Raw genomic sequence first — 16,982 nt, forward strand, 5'->3', positions numbered from 1 at the left:
CGGGCAACCGTGGCCACGGTTCCCCGGGCCCGCGGGGAGAGACCGGAGACCAGCTCCAGAAGTCCGTAGATCCGTAGACGCAGAGATTCCGTAGACGCAGAGATGAGGACATCCCATGACGAACCCGTTCGAGGACCCGAACGCCGGCTACCTCGTGCTCGTCAACGACGAGGGGCAGCACTCCCTGTGGCCGGCCTCCCTCGCGGTGCCCGACGGCTGGGCGGTCGCCCACGCCGAGGACACCCGCGACACCTGCCTGGAGTACATCGACCGGCGGTGGACCGACATGCGGCCGCGCAGCCTGGCGGGGAGCATGCAGTCATGACCGGAGCCTCCCCGATCCAGGACGCGGTCCGCCGCTACTACGCGCTGGTCGACGCCAACCGCTTCGACGAACTGGTGGAACTCTTCACCGCCGACGCGACCTACGAACGGCCGGGCTACCAGCCCCTGGTCGGCCGGGGCGAACTGACCGCCTTCTACCAGGGGGAGCGGGTCATCGCCGACGGCCGGCACACGGTCGACCAGCTGCTGCTGTCCGGGCGGGAGGCCGCGGTGCGCGGCAGTTTCACCGGAACGCTCAAGGGGGGTGACGCGGTGAGCCTGCGGTTCGCCGACTTCTTCCGGACGGACGGCACCGGCCTCTTCGCCCACCGCGTCACGTACTTCTTCGCCCCCTTGGTGTGAACACCGCTGGTGTGGGGACCGTTACGGGGTCTCCCCCACGCGGCCGAGGACCAGCTCCACGAAGGACCGCGCCGTCGAGTTCCCGTAGAACTCGCGCGGCGTCACCTTGGGCAGCCCCCGTTGCCGCAGGTCCGACAGCATGCGGACCACCAGGAGGGAGTTGCCGCCGAGTTCGAAGAAGTTGCCGTCGGGTTCCACGTCGACGCCCAGCAGACCGGACCACACGGCGAGGATCTCGGTCCCGAGGTCGCCGCCCTTCGCCTCCGGATCCGCCGTGGCGCCGTCCCGGTCCGTGACCGGTGCCGGCGCCGGTGCCGCGGTCGGAGCCGGGGCCGGGGCCGGGGTGGGGCCGGTGGACGGGGCCGGGAGCCGGGAGAGGTCCGGCTTGCCGTTGAGGGTCAGCGGGATGCCGGACACCCCGGTGACGCCGGCCGGCAGCATGTGGTCCGGCAGCACGCGGCGGGCCGTCCGCCAGACCTGGTCCACCGAACCGCCGTCCCGGAGCACCACGTAGGCGTCGATGCGGGCGCCGGCCGGGTCCCCCGCCTCGCCCTCCCGGAAGACGACCGCCGCGTCGGCGACCCCGGGGTCCGAGGCCAGGACGGAGGTGATCTCGTCCAGCTCGATCCGGTGGCCCCGCACCTTCACCTGGTTGTCCAGCCGGCCGAGGTGGTCGAGCCGGCCGTCCGGCCTCAGCCGGCCCCGGTCGCCGCTGCGGTACACCCGCTCCCCGGTCACCGGGTCGTCGAGGAAACGCTCCGCCGTCAGCTCGGGACGGCCGAGATAGCCGTCGGCCACCCCGGCACCACCCACGTAGATCTCACCGGCGGGCCCCGGCGGCAGGACGTGGCCGTGCTCGTCCCGGACCGACACCCACCAGCCGGGCAGCGCCCGGCCCACGGACCGGGACCGCTCCAGGACCTCGCGCGGGGTCACCTCCTGCGCGGTGACGTGGACGGTCGTCTCCGTGATGCCGTACATGTTGACCAGCCGGCACCGGGCGGGGGAGTGGCGGGCGAACCACCGCCCCAGCATCGCCGTGTTCAGCGGTTCGCCGCCGAAGACGACCAGCCGCAGGGCGAGCGGTGCGGCGCCCGGGGCCGCCCGGGTGTCGGCCTCGATGAGCTGGGAGAACGCGGACGGGGTCTGGCTGAGGACGGTCACCCGCCGCCGGGCCAGCAGCTCGTGGAACTCGTCCGGGTCACGGGCCGCCCAGTGCGGTACGACGACCAGCCGGCCCCCGGTGAGCAAGCAGCCCCAGATCTCCCACACGGAGAAGTCGAAGGCGCTGGAGTGGAAGAACGTCCACACGTCGTCCGGCCCGAGCCCGAGGTCCGCGGACGTGGCACCGACCAGGGCCAGCACGTTGCGGTGGGGGACCACGACCCCCTTGGGGCGGCCGGTGGATCCCGAGGTGTAGATGACGTAGGCGGCCGTGTCGGTGTTGCCGGTCTTCCCGGTCTCCAGGGGTTCCTGCGCGTCCATCAGTTCCTGGGGCGAGACCACGGTCACCCCCTCGATCCGGGGGAAGCGCGCCGGGTCCCCGATGACGACCGGCACCCGGGCGTCGGTCGCGGTGTAGCGCAGCCGCTCCTCGGGGTACCGGGCGTCCATCGGGACGTAGGCGCAGCCCGCCTTCAGCACGCCCAGCAGGGTGGCGACGAGCGTGGTGTCCCGCTCCAGGCACACCCCCACCCGTGCGCCGCCCACCCCGAGGGCGCGCAGCCCGGCGGCCACCCGCTCCGCCCGGTCGTCCAGCTGGCCGTACGTCAGGCTGCTCGCGTCGTCGGTCACCGCGACGGCGTCCGGCCGTTGCCGGGCCAGCTCCGCGATCCGCCCGTCGATGGTCTCCGGCGGCGTCCGCCGCTCCGGCCCGGGCCCGGCGGGCGCGGGCTCGCCGGGGTCGGCCGCGGGACGGAAGCCGCCCAGCCGGGTCACGGCCTCGGCCGCGGCGTGGTCCAGCAGGCCCAGCCGCGCCGTCGGAGTCGTCCCGGGCAGGGTGCGCAGCCGCTGGGCCAGGTGCAGGACGCTCCGTCCGAACCACTCCGCGGTCGGCGGGGCCACCGTGCGCGGATCGTGGTGGAGGCGGGCGGCGCAGGTGCCGTCGGGCTGCCGTTCCAGATGGAGGAGCAGGGAGAGCCCGGAACCCGGGAACGGGGTGTAGGACGTGCCGGAGGTGGCGTCACCGAGGACCACGCCCACGCTCGCGACCGCAGCGCCGGGCAGCGGAGTGCCGGTACCGGCCGCGAGGAGGTCCGCGACCGTGCCGTCCGCGTCGACCCGGACGGAGCGCACCGCGGGCCCGACTGCCCGGAACGCGCGGTCGAACACCGCGATGCGCGCCTCCGGCCCGCCCTGGTAGCGCGCCAGCGCCAGCGCCGCCGCGGCCACCAGCGGCTCCTCCCCGGGCCACTCCGGACGGTCCGTCAGCGGGACCGTCCCGGCGGCGGTGGGGTCCGGCGCCTGGCGGTCCCCCAGGCCCCAGGGCACCGTGAGCGGCGTGGTGTCCCCGTCCGACCCGTCTTGCGCGTCCTGCGCGTCCGGTGCGTCGAGGGAAGGCAGCGGGTCGCCGTCGAGGGGCTCACCGTCCAGGAGGAGCGCCGCCAGCCGTACGAGGACGCCGTAGGGCACCGAACGCCGCGCCACCAGGACCGCGTCGACGACCCCGTCGGCGTACTCCACGAGCACGGCGCGCAACGGGGGTCCGCAGGGGTGCAGGGGCCGTTCGGCCTCCTGGCGGACGCGGGCGTGCCCGGGGCCGGTCGAGGAGCCCACCGCGAGCGGCAGGGTCCACAGCCTCGACCCCGCTAGCTCCGGCCGTTCCCTGCTCTCTTGTTCTAACAACGTCCGGCTCTGTTCCCGGTCGACCGGGTACCGGGCGCGTACCACCAGGCTGTGGCAGGCAGGAGTGCGTACGGTCATCAGATCTCCGTCTCCGAAGGGGGGCGGGCGGGCACGGTCACCGGGCGCTGAAGCCGCCGTCGACCGTGAGCACACTGCCGGTCACCTGGCGCGAGTCGTCGCCCGCCAGCCAGAGGGCCGCACCGGCGACGTCCGGGGGCTCGATGAGGGCGTTCATCGGCTGGGCCTGGACGAACACCTCCTCGTGTTCGTCGACGCGGACGTCGAGCGAGCGCGCTATCTCGGAGAGCATCCGGCCCTCGACCAGCGGGTCGTCCCGGACGGAGCCGGGGCAGAGCGCGTTCACCCGGACGCGGTGCGGCGCGTAGTCCAGTGCCGCCGCCTTGGTCAGGCCGATCATGCCGTGCTTGGCGGCGACGTAGCCGGCGAAGTGCCGGTAGCCCACGAGACCGGCCGTCGAGGCGATGTTGATGATGCTTCCCGAGCGCTGCTCGATCATCGCCGGGACCACGGCCTTGGTCATCCGCCAGGCGCCCGACAGGTCGACGTCCAGCATGAGCGACCACTCGTCCTCGGTGATCTCGTGGACCCTGCGGCCGGAGGGCGCGGCGATCCCCGCGCCGTTGACCAGGACGTCCAGCCGTCCGAACCGGTCGAGGCACTCCGCCACGACCGAGGTGACCCTTCGGAGGTCGCGCACGTCGCAGTGGGCCGGGAGCACCGTGACGCCGTGCCGCGCGCACAGGTCGGCCGTGTGCGCGAGCTGGGCGGCCGACCCCATGGGGTAGCCCACGCCGGGGAGGTCGTCGGCGATGTCGAGCAGCAGCAGGTCGGCGCCCTCCGCCGCGAACCGGACGGCACAGGCGCGGCCGAGCCCGCGCGCCGCCCCCGTGATCACGGCCGTCTTGCCCTTCAGCTGCACGGCGACCCTCCGCGGTCGGGGTCGGCCGGGGCGGCGCCGCCGTCGGAGAGTACCTGCGCGACCGTGGCCAGCAGCACCTCCGGGGAGTCGACCAGGTACATGTGACTGCCGGGCAGTTCCCGGTAGTCGAAGGACGCCCCGGTGGTGCTCCGCCACTCCTCCGCCTGCGTCCGGGAGACGAGCCCGTCCTCGGCGCCGCGCAGCGAGGTGACCGGGAGCGGCAGCGGGGTGTCGGAGGCGGGGACGTAGTCCTCGTGCATCGCGACGTCGGCGCGCAGCAGGGGCAGGAGCAGCCCCCGCAGGTCGGGGTCGTCGAAGGCCGCGTGCCGGTAGCCGGCGAACTCGCCGACGCGGGCCAGGAACTCCTCGTCGTCCAGCCCGGTCGCCCGCCGCTCGCGCCCGCTGCCGGGGCCGGGGGATCCGCTCACGAAGAGGTGGCGGAGTCCGGAGCGTCCGCCCAGCTCGCGGGCCAGCTCGTACGCGAGGACGGCACCCAGGCTGTGCCCGAAGAGCGCGAACGGCGCCTCGCCGCCCACGAGTTCCAGTATTCGCGGGGCGAGGGCGGCGGCGGCCTCCGACGCGTCGGTGAACGGCTCCTCCAGGAACAGCTCCTCGCGGCCGGGAAGTTGGAGGGGTACGACCTTGAGGCCGGGCGGTGCGACGTTCCAGGCGCGGTAGAACCCGGCTCCGCTGCCCGCGAAGGGAAGGCAGACGAGGGGCAACTCGGTGGGGGACACGACTCGTTCACTCCTTGTGTTCCGATGGGGCCGGAATGCTGATTTCGGGCATGGCACGCCGAAGCCCCGGCTCGGCGGGGCCGTCGTCGGCCACCCGCTCCAACCGGAGCTTCTTCCTGCGGGTCAGGCGCGTTCGGCAGAGCTATGTCATGCCACGCCTGAGGTGAACTCGTGCTACGCGGTGCGGACTTCCCGTGTCTCCTTTCCGAGACCGGCGTCGCGGGCCAGCACGGCGGCGGAGGCCCGGTCGTGCACCTCCAGTTTCGCGAAGATCCGCGAGACGTAATTGCGTACGGTCTTTTCCGCCAGGAAGATCCGACGGGCGATCTGGTGGTTGCTCAGTCCGCCGGCGACCAGTTCCAGGATCTCGAGTTCCCTGCTGGTCAGTTCGGACAGCCCGGTCGTCTCCGGCAGGATCTGCACGGTGGAGAAATGCAGGCTGAGCCGGGAGGCGATGGTCCGGCTGAAGACGGCGCCCCCCTTGGCCACGATCTCGATGGAGTGGAGGAGTTCCTCGGAGGACCTCATGTGCGAGAGGTATCCGCTGACCCCGACGCGCAGGGCGGTGAAGACGGCGTCGTCGTCGTCGTTCTGCGACACCACCATCATTTTGGGCCTGGTCTGGTGGCGACGGTATGTCGAGACGATCTGCTGGGCGTTCTCATAGATCGACCTCTTCGAGGACGGCTCACCCAGGATGACCACGTGCGGCTGTAATTCGCTGTTCTCGAGCCATCGCATGCCGTCGAGGACGCCCAAGGCCCGGCCGACGAGCGTGAATCTGTCATCCTGTTCGATGATTGTCTCCAGTCCGGCGAGTGAAACCGGATTGTCGCTGATGATGAACAGGTTGATCCCCATATTGCACGTCCCCCGTTTGGCACGTCGTACGGCTCGTCTTTCTTCGGTGCGTCATTCTTTGCAGGAGAAAGGCCGGTCCGGTGCTCAAGCGAGTATGGGTAGGCGAATGATCGGAACGCAAGTTCCGCTGTCAAGTGAAAGAGACCGTTCCGCTTCATGAGTGACTATCCGGTCATCGGTATGTCTTCGCCGGAGGGGTGCGGCGCGCGGACGTCGGCGGCCCCCCGGACCGGCGGGTGAGCCCGTGGCCCCAGCGGCCCCGGGCCCGGCGCGCCCCCGCCGCCGGACGCTCTCCCTCCGTTCCGGGCGCCGCGCGAACGCGACGGACGGTGGCCGAAACGGAGAGGTGACGGCTGTTTCCCGAGGAACGGATGTTTATCCAGTGACAGGGGGGAATTGTCGACAGGCCTATGGTGCGGACCAATTGGCCCGGCAGTCGGCGGGCGACAGCACACCCGCGGGGCGATCGCCGTACATACGGGCCTTGACCCACGCCCGTACTGGACGTGCCTCGAACCGGCCCCCTACGTTCGGCACATGGGTAATGCTCCTCGTCGGCGCCTGATCACACTGGACGTGCTGGCCGCGCTCGGGTTCGTGATCCTCCCGCAGGTGTCGGTGCTGCGCCCGGCCGACGGCGGCGAGGTGGGCGCCACCGCCGTGTGGCTGCTGTCCCTGGGCACCGCGCTGCCGCTGGTCGTACGGAGGCTGTGGCCGGTCCCGGTGTTCGTGGTCGCGTTCACCGCCGCCTGGTTGGCGCTGGTCGCCGGGGTCGGGCCGACCCCCTTCCTCGCCGCCGCCTACGCCCTGTACCTGGTGGCCACCACTAGGAGGGGACGACCGGGGCTTTCCGTGGCCCTCGTCGCCGGGCTGTGCACGGCCGGCGCGGTCCTGATGACGGTGTCGGGAGGGCAGGGGTACCAGGGCGGGAGCAGGGCCGTACAGGTCGTGCTCGGAGTGCTCGTCCTCGGCGCCACCTGGGCGACGGGGGCCGCGGTCAGGGAACGGCGGGAGAGCCTGCGGCGCGCCATCGAGCACGCGGCCGAGCAGGCGAAGGCCGAGGAACGCCTGCGCATCGCCCGTGACATCCACGACGTCGTCACCCACAGCGTGGGCGTGATCGCGATCAAGGCGAGCGTCGCCAACCACGTGGCCACCACCCGCCCCGAGGAGGCGCGGGAAGCCCTGGCGGTGATCGAGGACATCAGCCGCCGGGCGCTGCGTGACATGCGGGCCACCCTCAAGGTGCTGCGCCGCGAGCAGGACGGCGGCGCCGGCGACCTGCGGCCGATCCAGGGGCTGACGGACCTGCCGGCCCTGGTGCGCACGGCCGAGGCCGCCGGAGTCCGCGTCGACCTGCGGAGCGAGTACCAGGAGGAGCCCCCGAACGGTGTCGCGCTGTCCGTGTTCCGGATCGTCCAGGAGGCCCTGACCAACGTCGTCAAGCATGCCGCGCCCACCCGCTGCCGGGTCCGGATCGCGGCCGTCCAGGGCACGTTGACGATCGACATCACCGACGAGGGCCCCGGGCCCGGGCACCGGCCCACCGTGCCCGGCGGGGGGATGGGCCTGGTCGGGATGAAGGAGCGGGTCGCCGCGCACAGCGGCACCTTCGGCGCCGGGCCGCGGCCGGGCGGCGGCTTTCGGATCGTGGTGACACTGCCGTACTGAGCCCGACCCGTTCCCGGGTGCCGGACTCATCCGCAGGTATGGGTTCGGCCCGCGCGGGCCGCCGCGGAATCCCGACCCCGGACCGATGCGGCCGGCCGGCCCGCCCGACGAGACTCGTCCCGTGATCGAAGTCCAGAACCTGACCAAGCGGTACGGGGAGACCACCGTCGTGGCAGGCCTCACCTTCACGGTGCGGCCGGGCGCCGTCACCGGATTCCTGGGCCCCAACGGGGCCGGGAAGTCCACGACGATGCGCATGATCCTCGGCCTCACCCGCCCGGATGCCGGAACCGCCCTCATCGGCGGCCGCCCCTATCACGAACTGACGTACCCCGCCCGGCAGGTCGGCGCCCTGCTGGAGACGGCGGTCGCGCACCGCAGCCTGACCGCCGCCGACCATCTGCGCTGGATCGCGCAGAGCAACCGGATCGACCGGCGGCGGGTCGCGGAGGTCCTGGAGGCGGTCGGCCTGACCGGAGCGGCCCGGCGGCGGGTCGGCACGTTCTCCCTCGGCATGGGACAGCGGCTCGGCCTGGCCGCGGCCCTGCTCGGCGACCCGCCCGTCCTGGTGCTCGACGAGCCGGTCAACGGCCTGGACGCCGAGGGCATCCGATGGCTGCGCGACCTGCTGCGCTCGATGGCCGCCGAGGGCCGGACCGTCCTCGTCTCCAGCCACTTGATGGCCGAGATGTCCGTGGTCGCGGACGACCTGGTCGTCATCGGCCGCGGACGACTGCTTACCCAGACCGGCACGGAGGAGTTCATCCGGCGCCATGCACGGACCTACGTGCGGGTGCGGACCTCCGAACCCCTGCGCCTGCACCGGGAACTGGAACGGAACGGCGCCTCGCTGAGCCTCGCGCACGACGGCAGCCTGGAGGTCGACGGCATGACGGCGGCCGAGATCAACCGGCTGGCCGCGGCGGGCGACCTCCCGCTCGAAGAGCTGAGCACCCACACGGGATCGCTCGAGGACACCTTCCTCAAGCTCACCGGCCCCGAAGGGAGCAGCACCCGTGTCTGAGACGGCCGCGGCCATGCGGGCCGAGTTCACCAAACTGCGCGGCGTCCGCGGCACGTTCGTCGCGCTGCTGCTGTTCGCCCCCGCCAGCCTCTTCCTCTCCGCCCTGGGCGGCTGGTCCGCGAGGAAGGCGATCGAGTCGGACAACCCCCTGCTCCGCTCCGACTTCACCCCCGAGCAGACCGGCATGGACGGCGTCCTCTACGGCCAGCTGGCGCTGATCGTGTTCGCCGTGCTCCTCGTCTCGAGCGAGTACTCGTCCGGCATGATGCGGGTCTCGCTGCTCGCCGTACCCAGGCGCGGTCGGCTCTACCTGGCGAAGACGGCCGTCACCGCCGCCGCCGCGGTGGCCGTCGCGATCCCCGTCACCGTCCTCGGCTACCTGCTCACGCAGTTCGCCCTCGGTCCCCACGGCGCCGGTATCGACACGAGTGGTGTCCCCCGCGCCCTCGCCGGCGCCGTGGTCTATCTGACGATGATGAGCCTGTTCGCGGCGGGCGTGGCCTCGACGGCCCGCGGCGCCGTCGTCCCGCTGGCCGTCCTGCTCCCGATGGTGCTCGCCGGCTCCCAGATCCTGTCCACCATCGGCGCGACCAAGGAGATGGTCCGGTACCTCCCCGACCGGGCCGGCATGCGGATGCTCACGGTCGGCTCGGACGACGCGCTCACCGGGTTCGCCGTCCTCCTCGCGTGGACCGTCGTGGCACTGGCGGCCGGCTGGCTGCGCCACCGGCGTTGGGACGGTTGACGGGACGGGCGGGGAGGGGCTCGACGTCGCGTGACGGGCGCGGCCGGCCGGCGTGCTCCGGCCCCGGCCGACCGCCCTCAACAGGGCTTATGTCCAAAGGCAGTTGAGGGGACGGAACAGGCGCTGCTGCTAGAATCGCGGACTTCGAGGGCTCGATGAGCAGTTTGCGGGGAATGCGGGATGGCCGAGGCGGTCCGGGTGCTGATCGCGGACGATCAGGCGCTGTTGCGCGGGAGCTTCCGCGTCCTCGTCGACTCGACACCGGGGATGGAGACCGTCGGCGAGGCCGGTGACGGCGCCCGGGCGGTGGAACTCGCCCGGGAGCTCAGGCCCGACGTCGTCCTGATGGACCTGCGGATGCCCGTCATGGACGGCATCGCGGCCACCCGGGAGATCTGCTCCGACGAGACCATGGCCGGCGTACGGGTGCTGGCCCTGACGATGTTCGACATGGACGAGTACGTCTACCCGGCCCTCCAGGCGGGCGCGAGCGGATTCATGCTGAAGGACGCCTCGCCCTCGGACCTGGTCGCCGGCATTCGCGTCATCGCCACCGGCGAGGCCGTCCTGGCGCCCACGGTCACACGCCGCCTCATCGAGACCGTCTCCCGCACCCGGCCGACGGCGCGGCCGGCTCCGCGGCTCGTCGGGCTCACCAGGCGGGAGCAGGAGGTGTTCGTGCTGATCGCGAACGGGCTGTCGAACGCCGAGATCGCCCAGCGGCTGGTGATCAGCCTGCCCACCGTGAAGACGCATGTGAGCAGCCTTCTGGCCAAGCTGAACGTCCGGGACCGGGCCCAACTGGTCATCATCGCCTACGAGAGCGGTCTCGCCGAGCCGGGTATGCCCGCCTGACGCCTGACGCCTGACGCCTGCCCGAGGCCGCGCCCGGGCGTGGCGGAGCCGCCGTGGTGAGGAGGGGCCCGGGGCCTCTTCCACGGCGGCTCCGCTGTTGTGGTCGCGGTCGGTGGCAGTCCGTCGGCTTCTGGAGCCGGTCGGTGCCGCCGGGGGCTACCAGTTCGCCCAGGGGAGGTTCCAGCCGCCCAGGCCGTTGTCGGGGGCGACGGTCTTCTCCTTGGTGTTCACGATCGTGACGACGTCGCCGATCAGCGAGCTGTTGAAGAACGCCCCCGCGCTGGAGGTGTCGCTGCCGCCCTCGGTGTCTTTGAGCGCGACGCAGCCGTGGCTGGTGTTCGCCTTGCCGAAGGGGTCGCCCTCGTACCAGTAGTTGCCGTGGAGGTAGGTGCCGCTCCTGGTCAGCCGCATCGCGTGCGGGACGGCGGGGATGTCGTACTCGTTGCCGAGGCCGACGGTCTGGGAGTTCATGTGGGTGACCTTCTCCTTGGACATGATCACCATGGTGCCGCCCCACGACGGGTGCTTCGCGTCGCCGAGCGTGGCGGGCACGGTGGTGCTCTTGCCGTCCCGGACGACCGTCATCTGGTGCGTGGCGGCGTCCGCGGTGGAGACCTGGGAGCGGCCGATGCTGAACGGCTCGTCCTTGTCGACGTCGCCCCACACGCCCGGGGCGACCTCGACGTTCTTCAGCCGGTAGTGGATGGTCACCCTGGTGCCCGGCTTCCAGTATTCGGCCGGGCGGAAGTCCAGCCGGTTGTCGTCGAACCAGTGGCCCTTCACCTCGGTGCCGTTGTCCGTCTCGAAGGTGATCGCCTTGGCGACGGCGTCCTTGTTCACGACCTTCGTGCTGAAGTCCACCTTGACGATCATGCCCACGCCGTACGTCTGGCCGTCGCCGATGTTGTCGTTGGTGGACACCTGCTTCTCGGGCGTGAGCGTGGTGAAGGCGGAGGTGGACGCGGCCACCAGGCCGTCGGCGTCCGCGGCCTGGGCGTTCACCGTGTACGCCGTGCCGGGGGTGAGCGCGGCGGCGGGCTTCCAGCCGGTGCCGTCCGGGGTGATCGAGCCCTGGACGGGCTTGCCGTCCTTGTCGGTCACGTCGACGGTGGTGAGCCTGCCCTTGGAGACGGACACCCGCAGGGCGTTCGGCGCGACGCCGCGGGCGCCGTCCTTCGGCTCGACGTCCAGCACGGCGGCGGACGTCTTCGAGGTGGTCGTGTTCGCGTTCCCGTCCCCGGTGGCGCCGGGGGCGGTGGTGGCGGAGGCGCCCGCCGGGCCGGCCGCTTCACCGCCCTTGCCCTGCTCGTCACCGCAGGCCGCGGTCATCAGCAGGACCCCGCCCATCGTCAGTGCCACCGCGCCGCGGTTGAAACGGTCGGTGGTGCGTATGGCGGAACGGGCCGCCCGAACAGTGCTCACAGGTGCTCCTTCTCGGTGTTGGTCGCCAGCTTGTCCGCCCGCTCGTCCCGGCCACAACGGTGAGCCGGCGATCAGGGACCCGGGGACGCCCGTACCTGCTCTGAGCTGGGAAGACGTAAGCTTCCTGGGACGCGTTCGCGGGATGGCGGAACCGTGGGACGGCGTGCCGCGTGCTTGTCTGCCGGAGCCCGCGCCACAGCCGGCGGGGGCGGGAGCGGGGGACGTGACGGTGCCGAGCCCGACTGCCGGGGGCGGGTGAAGGAACAGTGCCGAAGGGAATCGGGAAGTTGAGGGAGACGGACGAGGTCGCCCGGCTGCTGCAGGAGCTGAAGAGCCGGTCGGGGCTCAGTTACGGAGCGCTGGCGAAGCGGCTGCACCTGAGCACGTCGGCCCTGCACCGCTACTGCAACGGCGATGTGATGCCGACGGAGTTCGCCCCGCTGGACCACTTCTCGCGGGTGTGCGAGGCGACGCCGCAGGAACGTGTCGAGCTGTACCGGCTGTGGGTCGTCGTCCGTGCGACGCGTGGGAACAGGCCGACCGCCGCCCCTGAGCCGGTGGCACCCGCACCGCCCGCGACCCCGGTACCGCCCGCGACCCCGGTACCGGAGGCGGCCCCGGCACCGGAGCCCGTCCCGGACCGCGCCCCCGCGGTGCCGTCGCGGCGGCGCACCCGCCGCCGGGGCGTCCTCGCCGCGGTGACGGCCATCGCGCTGCTGGTCGCCGTCGGGGTCGTCGTCACCGGTCTGAGGCTCCGTCCGGACGGGGAGACCGACCCCGCCCGGGCCGCCGACGCCGGGTCGTCCACCGGATCCCCGGCCCCGTCCCTGTCCCCGCAGCTGTCCGCGGCCGCCGTCGCCGCTGCCGGGGCGAGCCTGCCCGGGGCGACCGGCGGGGCGGACCCGAGCACCAGCGCACCGATCAGCGTCGCCGTCCACCCGTCCGGCTGGGACGCCAAGTGCGACCAGTACGTCGTCAACCGCCCGCCGTCCGAGGTCCCCCGACCGCCCGCCGTGCCGGAGGCGGCGGGCTGGGCCTCCCAGGTCGGCGCGGTGCCGGGCCACTCCCGGTCGGTCAAGCTCACCGTGCAGGGCACCGGCTGGGACACCGTGCTGCTGACGGGTCTCAACGTCCGGGTCACCCGGGTCGCGGCCCCGCTCGCCTGGAACGCCTACTCCATGGGCGAGGGCTGCGCCGGCGGGGTCGGCGCCCGCTCCTACCGCATCGACCTGGACGCGGCCCGCCCCGTCCCGGTCGTGGCCGACGGCAGCGGCAGCCTGCCGGTGGTCGTGACCCAGAGCGAACCGGCGGTCATCGAGGTCACCGCCGAGACCACCACCCACGACGTCAGCTGGTACCTGGAACTGGAGTGGACCAGCGGCAACCGGAAGGGGATGCTGCCCGTCGACCTCGGCCACGGCACCCCGTTCCGCACCAGCGCGGTGAAGGACCGGCCGCTGTACGCCTACCCGGCGGGCGGGCAGGCCTGGGAGCAGGCCCCGGCCCGGCAGTAACGGCGGCGGCGGGGGCGGGAACGGGGGCGGGAACGCGATCAGGACCGGGGCCCCGGGGTACGGCCCCGGCCAGGACCAGGGGCCCGGTCCGGGATCGGTCCCGGGAGCCTGCCCGGGGCCGGGGGCCGCTGGGAGGATCGACCGGGGACGCCGGAGCGCTCCCCGGGCCGCGGGCCGCCGCGAGGGGACGGCTCACGGGCGGCGGTCTCGGTGGACCGGCGAGGCCCGGGGCGGCCGACCGGCCGTAGAGAGGAGCGCCACAGCATGTCGACGCACCACGGGCCACTGCTGCCACTGCCACTGCCACTTCGGCCGTCGCCGGAGCAGAGCGGCGCCGGCCTGCCCTGGACGGCCGGTGACGCGCTGGTGGCCGTCGGGGTGGCCGTCCTGGACCTCCTCGGCTACACGATCGGCGGCTCGGACGGAAGACCGCCGATCGCCGCGACCGCGCTGGTCCTGCTGGTACTGGCGGCCGTGCCGCTGCTCACCAGGCGCCGCCACCCGCTGGCGTCGCTGGCGGGGGTGCTGGTCCTCGGCCTGGCGCTGAACCTGAGTGTGTCGATGCCGCCGCACTTCACCGGCACGCTCTGCGTCGCGCTGTTCGCCGTGGCCCGGTCCCGCGGCGTCGCGGTGGCCGTGCCGGCCGGCCTCGTGGCGGCCGCCGTACCGCTGGTGGGCCGGGGGTATCCGCTGCCGCCTCCGGTGGGGGACGTGGCGGGCAACGTGGTCGCCGCGGCGCTGGTCGTCGTCACGGCCGAGGGGCTGACGTGGTGGCAGCGCGAGGCGGAGGTCAGGCGCGGGCTGCTGGCCGACCGCGCGGTGGCGCAGGAACGGCGGCGCATCGCGCGGGAGCTGCACGACATCGTCGCCCACCACATCACCACCATGCAGCTGATGGCCGCCGGTGCCAGGGCCAACCTCGGCGGTGACGCCGAGGTGGTGCGCGAGGCCCTGGTCACCCTGGAGGGCTCCGGCCGGATGGCGCTGCGCGAGATGCGCCACCTGCTCGACGTGCTGCGGGCCGACGACGAGCCGGACGGGTCGGACCGGGCGCCGGGCAAGGCTCCGGGCGGGGCGTCGGGTGAGGCGCCGTCCGCGCCGCAACCCGGGGTCGGGCAGCTCGGACAGCTCGTCGAGGAGTCCCGCAGGGCCGGCCTGCCCACCGACTTCGCCGTCCTGGGGGAGGAGCGCCCGCTGCCGCCGAGCGCCGGCCTGGCGGTGTTCCGGATCGTCCAGGAGGCCCTCACCAACACCCGCAAGCACGCGGGCCGGGCCGCCCGGGCGAGGGTCCGGCTGACCTACCACCCGGACCGGGTCACCGTCGAGGTGTCCGACAACGGCACCGCCGCGCCGCCCGACTCCCCGGCGGACGCCTTGGTGGGCGCGGGCGGTGCGCCCGGACCGCGGGCCGGCCGCACCGGGTACGGTCTGATGGGCATGCGCGAGCGCGTCGCGCTGCAGGGCGGCAGCATGGTGGCCGGGGGCATCGACGGTGGTGGCTTCCGGGTGGTGGCCAGTCTGCCGGTGGCGCCGGCGGACGGAGAGGAACGGCTCGGATGACGGGAACCACGGAACGGATCAGGGTGCTGATCGCGGACGACCAGCCGCTGGTGCGGCGAGGCCTGGCGCTGATCCTGGCCCCCGACCCGGCGTTCGAGGTGGTGGCCGAGGCGGACAACGGGCAGCGGGCGGTGGACCTCGCGCACCTGCACCGGCCTGACGTCGTGGTGATGGACATCCGAATGCCGGTCCTCGACGGGGTCCAGGCGACCGAGCGGCTCTCCCAGGAGCTGCCCGCGTGCCGGGTCCTGGCGTTGAGCACCTTCGACATGGACGAGTACGTGGTCGCCGCCCTGCGCGCCGGCGCCTCCGGGTTCCTGCCCAAGGACGTCTCCCCGGAGGAGCTTTCGGCGGCCGTGCGGACGGTGCACGGCGGGGAGGCGGTGGTGGCGCCGCGCCTGCTCACCCGGCTGATCTCCACCTACGTCACCTCGCCCCGCCTGCCGCGGCCGCCGGTGTCGGCGCCGGTGCCGGTGTCCGCTCCAGGCGAACTGACGCCCCGCGAGATCGAGGTGTGGCACCTGCTGGCCACCGGCCTCGACAACGCCGAGATCGCCTCGGCGATGGGCATCAGCGTCTCCACGGTCAAGAACTACATCACCAGCGTCTTCGCCAAGCTGAGTGTCCGCGACCGTGCCCAGGCGGTCATCGCGGCCTACGAGTCCGGTCTGGTCGAGGCCCGGTCCGCGAACCCGGCCGGCTGAAGCGGGCCGAAGCGGGCCGAAGCGGGCTGGAGCCGGACCGAGTCGGACCGGGCCGGGTCGGGCCGGCCCCCGGCGTGGGCAGGGGGCCGGCCCGAGGCCCGGGTCAGCGACAGAGGGCCGCGTCCAGGGCGTCCGTCATGTGCTGCGCGCCGGCCTCGCCCGGAACGGTGGTGACGGTGATGGTGGCGGCGCGACCGTCCTCGGTGACGCCGCCGCGGGACCGGTAGCCGGGGGCGGTGCCGCCGTGGCCCCAGACGAGGCCGCCGCAGGAGAGCGGCCTGCTCTGCAGGCCCAGTCCGTAGCGGATCCCCTGGCCGATCAGATCGGCGGGGACGGTGGTGCGCATCTCGGCGAGCTGCGCCGCGGGCAGGAGCCGCCCGCCGAGGAGCGCGGCGAAGAACGTGTTGAGGTCGGTGTTGGTCGAGACGATCGCCCCCGTCGCCCAGGCCATCGAGGAGTCCATCTCGGTGTAGTCGAACCGGGGCGCGCCCGGTGTGCCCGGAAGGTAGCCGTGGGGGTGGGCCTCGTGGACGGTGGTGTCACCGACGGCGGGGAAGTAGGTGTGGCGCAGGCCGATGCGGTCGATGACGCGCTTGGTGATCTCCTCGCCGACGGGCCGTCCGGTGATCTTCTGGACGAGGAGCCCGGCGACGATGTAGTTGGTGTTGCTGTACGCCCAGCCGGTACCCGCGGGGAAGAGGGCCTTCTGGGCGAGGGCGCCGTCGAGGAGGTCGCGGGGCTCGAAGTAGCGGTACTGCACCGTGGTGAAGTCCGAGAGTTCGGGGGAGTCCATGTAGTCGGGCAGGCCGCTGGTGTGCTGGAGCAGTTGGCGGACGGTGATCTCGCGTCCGTCGATGCCGTCGCCGCGCAGCAGGCCCGGCAGGTAGGTCTCGATGGGGGAGTCCAGGCCCACCTTTCCTTCGGCGACGAGTTGGAGGACGACGACGGCGGTGAAGGTCTTGGTATTGCTGCCGGCGCGGATCTGGCCGTCCACGGGGACCTTGGCCCCGGTGGCGAGGTCGCCGACGCCGGCGGTGTAGTTGCGGGTGCGGCCGTCGCGGCCCTTGACGGCGGCCAGGGCGGCGGGCAGGCCGTCGTCCTTGACCAGGGCGTCCAGGCTCTGTTGGACGACGTCGGGCCTGCCGCCGGCGAACGCCGTGGTCGGCGCCAGGACGCCGGCGGCCACGGCGGTGACGGTCGCCACGGCCGCCACCACCCGGTGCCGGCCACGGCGTCCGCGATGGGTTCGGTTGTGCTGTACGTGCTCGTTCATGGAGGAACTCCTCTGCTGGAGGCGGGAATTGGCGGGTCGGGGGGGGGGGGGGGGCGGGGGGGGGGGGGCCCCCCCCGGGGGGGGGGGGGGGGGGGGGGCGGGGGCGGGACCGGCCCGCGCGGGGGGGGGGTGGCGACCCCGCGCG

The 16,982-nt window shown here is 73.2% G+C and carries 15 protein-coding genes; 9 read left to right on the forward strand and 6 right to left on the reverse strand.

Annotation, left to right across the window (positions count from 1 at the left end):
* The first annotated feature begins 115 nt into the window (after window positions 1–115).
* Entirely contained in the window at window positions 116–325 is a 210-nt protein-coding gene (locus ACFCY1_RS12065) for an MbtH family protein (RefSeq protein ID WP_375874408.1), read from the forward strand.
* Window positions 322–687: a nuclear transport factor 2 family protein gene (locus ACFCY1_RS12070; RefSeq protein ID WP_049649014.1), complete on the forward strand. Its 366-nt coding sequence runs from the start codon at window positions 322–324 to the stop codon at window positions 685–687. Before ACFCY1_RS12065 ends, ACFCY1_RS12070 begins: the two co-directional genes overlap by 4 nt.
* A 21-nt stretch (window positions 688–708) precedes the next feature.
* On the opposite strand, the gene ACFCY1_RS12075 is transcribed toward ACFCY1_RS12070, so the two are convergent.
* From ACFCY1_RS12075 to ACFCY1_RS12090, 4 genes are all read right to left on the reverse strand, one after another.
* Entirely contained in the window at window positions 709–3,609 is a 2,901-nt protein-coding gene (locus ACFCY1_RS12075) for an amino acid adenylation domain-containing protein (RefSeq protein ID WP_375874409.1), read from the reverse strand.
* Window positions 3,610–3,646: 37 nt separating this feature from the next.
* Complete coding sequence (locus ACFCY1_RS12080) at window positions 3,647–4,471, reverse strand: SDR family oxidoreductase (RefSeq protein ID WP_049649015.1); 825 nt, start codon at window positions 4,469–4,471, stop codon at window positions 3,647–3,649.
* On the reverse strand, window positions 4,462–5,208 hold the full coding sequence (locus ACFCY1_RS12085) for a thioesterase II family protein (RefSeq protein ID WP_375874410.1): 747 nt from the start codon (window positions 5,206–5,208) through the stop codon (window positions 4,462–4,464). The genes ACFCY1_RS12080 and ACFCY1_RS12085 overlap by 10 nt, the downstream gene beginning before the upstream one ends.
* 174 nt (window positions 5,209–5,382) lie before the next feature.
* On the reverse strand, window positions 5,383–6,069 hold the full coding sequence (locus tag ACFCY1_RS12090; RefSeq protein WP_375874411.1) for a LuxR C-terminal-related transcriptional regulator: 687 nt from the start codon (window positions 6,067–6,069) through the stop codon (window positions 5,383–5,385).
* Window positions 6,070–6,606: 537 nt separating this feature from the next.
* On the opposite strand from ACFCY1_RS12090, the gene ACFCY1_RS12095 reads away from it, so the two are divergent.
* The 4 genes from ACFCY1_RS12095 to ACFCY1_RS12110 all read left to right on the forward strand — a co-directional run bounded on the left by ACFCY1_RS12095 (window position 6,607) and on the right by ACFCY1_RS12110 (window position 10,364).
* Window positions 6,607–7,740: a sensor histidine kinase gene (locus tag ACFCY1_RS12095; protein WP_375874412.1), complete on the forward strand. Its 1,134-nt coding sequence runs from the start codon at window positions 6,607–6,609 to the stop codon at window positions 7,738–7,740.
* A gap of 121 nt (window positions 7,741–7,861) precedes the next feature.
* The gene (locus ACFCY1_RS12100) at window positions 7,862–8,764 is read left to right on the forward strand and encodes an ABC transporter ATP-binding protein (protein ID WP_049649023.1); all 903 of its coding nucleotides are present in this window, start codon (window positions 7,862–7,864) and stop codon (window positions 8,762–8,764) included.
* The gene (locus ACFCY1_RS12105) at window positions 8,757–9,509 is read left to right on the forward strand and encodes an ABC transporter permease (protein WP_375874413.1); all 753 of its coding nucleotides are present in this window, start codon (window positions 8,757–8,759) and stop codon (window positions 9,507–9,509) included. The genes ACFCY1_RS12100 and ACFCY1_RS12105 overlap by 8 nt, the downstream gene beginning before the upstream one ends.
* A gap of 180 nt (window positions 9,510–9,689) precedes the next feature.
* Window positions 9,690–10,364, forward strand: a complete 675-nt coding sequence (locus ACFCY1_RS12110; protein WP_375874414.1) for a response regulator — start codon at window positions 9,690–9,692, stop codon at window positions 10,362–10,364.
* A gap of 156 nt (window positions 10,365–10,520) precedes the next feature.
* On the opposite strand, the gene ACFCY1_RS12115 is transcribed toward ACFCY1_RS12110, so the two are convergent.
* Window positions 10,521–11,786, reverse strand: coding sequence for an Ig-like domain-containing protein (locus ACFCY1_RS12115; RefSeq protein WP_375874415.1), 1,266 nt, complete (start codon window positions 11,784–11,786; stop codon window positions 10,521–10,523).
* Window positions 11,787–12,073: 287 nt separating this feature from the next.
* Between ACFCY1_RS12115 and ACFCY1_RS12120 the strand changes: the two genes are divergently transcribed.
* From ACFCY1_RS12120 to ACFCY1_RS12130, 3 genes are all read left to right on the forward strand, one after another.
* The gene (locus tag ACFCY1_RS12120) at window positions 12,074–13,300 is read left to right on the forward strand and encodes a helix-turn-helix domain-containing protein (protein WP_375874416.1); all 1,227 of its coding nucleotides are present in this window, start codon (window positions 12,074–12,076) and stop codon (window positions 13,298–13,300) included.
* A 264-nt stretch (window positions 13,301–13,564) separates the two neighbouring features.
* Window positions 13,565–14,860, forward strand: a complete 1,296-nt coding sequence (locus tag ACFCY1_RS12125; RefSeq protein ID WP_375874417.1) for a sensor histidine kinase — start codon at window positions 13,565–13,567, stop codon at window positions 14,858–14,860.
* Window positions 14,857–15,564 carry a response regulator gene (locus tag ACFCY1_RS12130; RefSeq protein WP_375874418.1) on the forward strand — a complete coding sequence of 236 codons (708 nt, stop codon included), beginning with the start codon at window positions 14,857–14,859 and terminating at the stop codon, window positions 15,562–15,564. Before ACFCY1_RS12125 ends, ACFCY1_RS12130 begins: the two co-directional genes overlap by 4 nt.
* A 103-nt stretch (window positions 15,565–15,667) precedes the next feature.
* Here the strand turns inward: ACFCY1_RS12130 and ACFCY1_RS12135 are convergent, their stop codons facing one another.
* On the reverse strand, window positions 15,668–16,837 hold the full coding sequence (locus tag ACFCY1_RS12135) for a serine hydrolase domain-containing protein (RefSeq protein WP_375874419.1): 1,170 nt from the start codon (window positions 16,835–16,837) through the stop codon (window positions 15,668–15,670).
* Window positions 16,838–16,982: the final 145 nt, after the last annotated feature.

Source organism: Kitasatospora sp. NPDC056273 (genome assembly GCF_042268845.1).
Lineage (GTDB): Bacteria > Actinomycetota > Actinomycetes > Streptomycetales > Streptomycetaceae > Kitasatospora.

Excerpts from the sequence above, each read along its gene's own strand:
- ACFCY1_RS12065 (WP_375874408.1), top strand. The coding sequence starts at position 116 with ATGACGAACCCGTTCGAGGACCCGAACGCCGGCTACCTCGTGCTCGTC.
- ACFCY1_RS12070 (WP_049649014.1), top strand. The coding sequence starts at position 322 with ATGACCGGAGCCTCCCCGATCCAGGACGCGGTCCGCCGCTACTACGCG.
- ACFCY1_RS12075 (WP_375874409.1), bottom strand. The coding sequence starts at position 3,609 with ATGACCGTACGCACTCCTGCCTGCCACAGCCTGGTGGTACGCGCCCGG.
- ACFCY1_RS12090 (WP_375874411.1), bottom strand. The coding sequence starts at position 6,069 with ATGGGGATCAACCTGTTCATCATCAGCGACAATCCGGTTTCACTCGCC.
- ACFCY1_RS12095 (WP_375874412.1), top strand. The coding sequence starts at position 6,607 with ATGGGTAATGCTCCTCGTCGGCGCCTGATCACACTGGACGTGCTGGCC.
- ACFCY1_RS12110 (WP_375874414.1), top strand. The coding sequence starts at position 9,690 with ATGGCCGAGGCGGTCCGGGTGCTGATCGCGGACGATCAGGCGCTGTTG.
- ACFCY1_RS12125 (WP_375874417.1), top strand. The coding sequence starts at position 13,565 with ATGTCGACGCACCACGGGCCACTGCTGCCACTGCCACTGCCACTTCGG.
- ACFCY1_RS12130 (WP_375874418.1), top strand. The coding sequence starts at position 14,857 with ATGACGGGAACCACGGAACGGATCAGGGTGCTGATCGCGGACGACCAG.
- ACFCY1_RS12135 (WP_375874419.1), bottom strand. The coding sequence starts at position 16,837 with ATGAACGAGCACGTACAGCACAACCGAACCCATCGCGGACGCCGTGGC.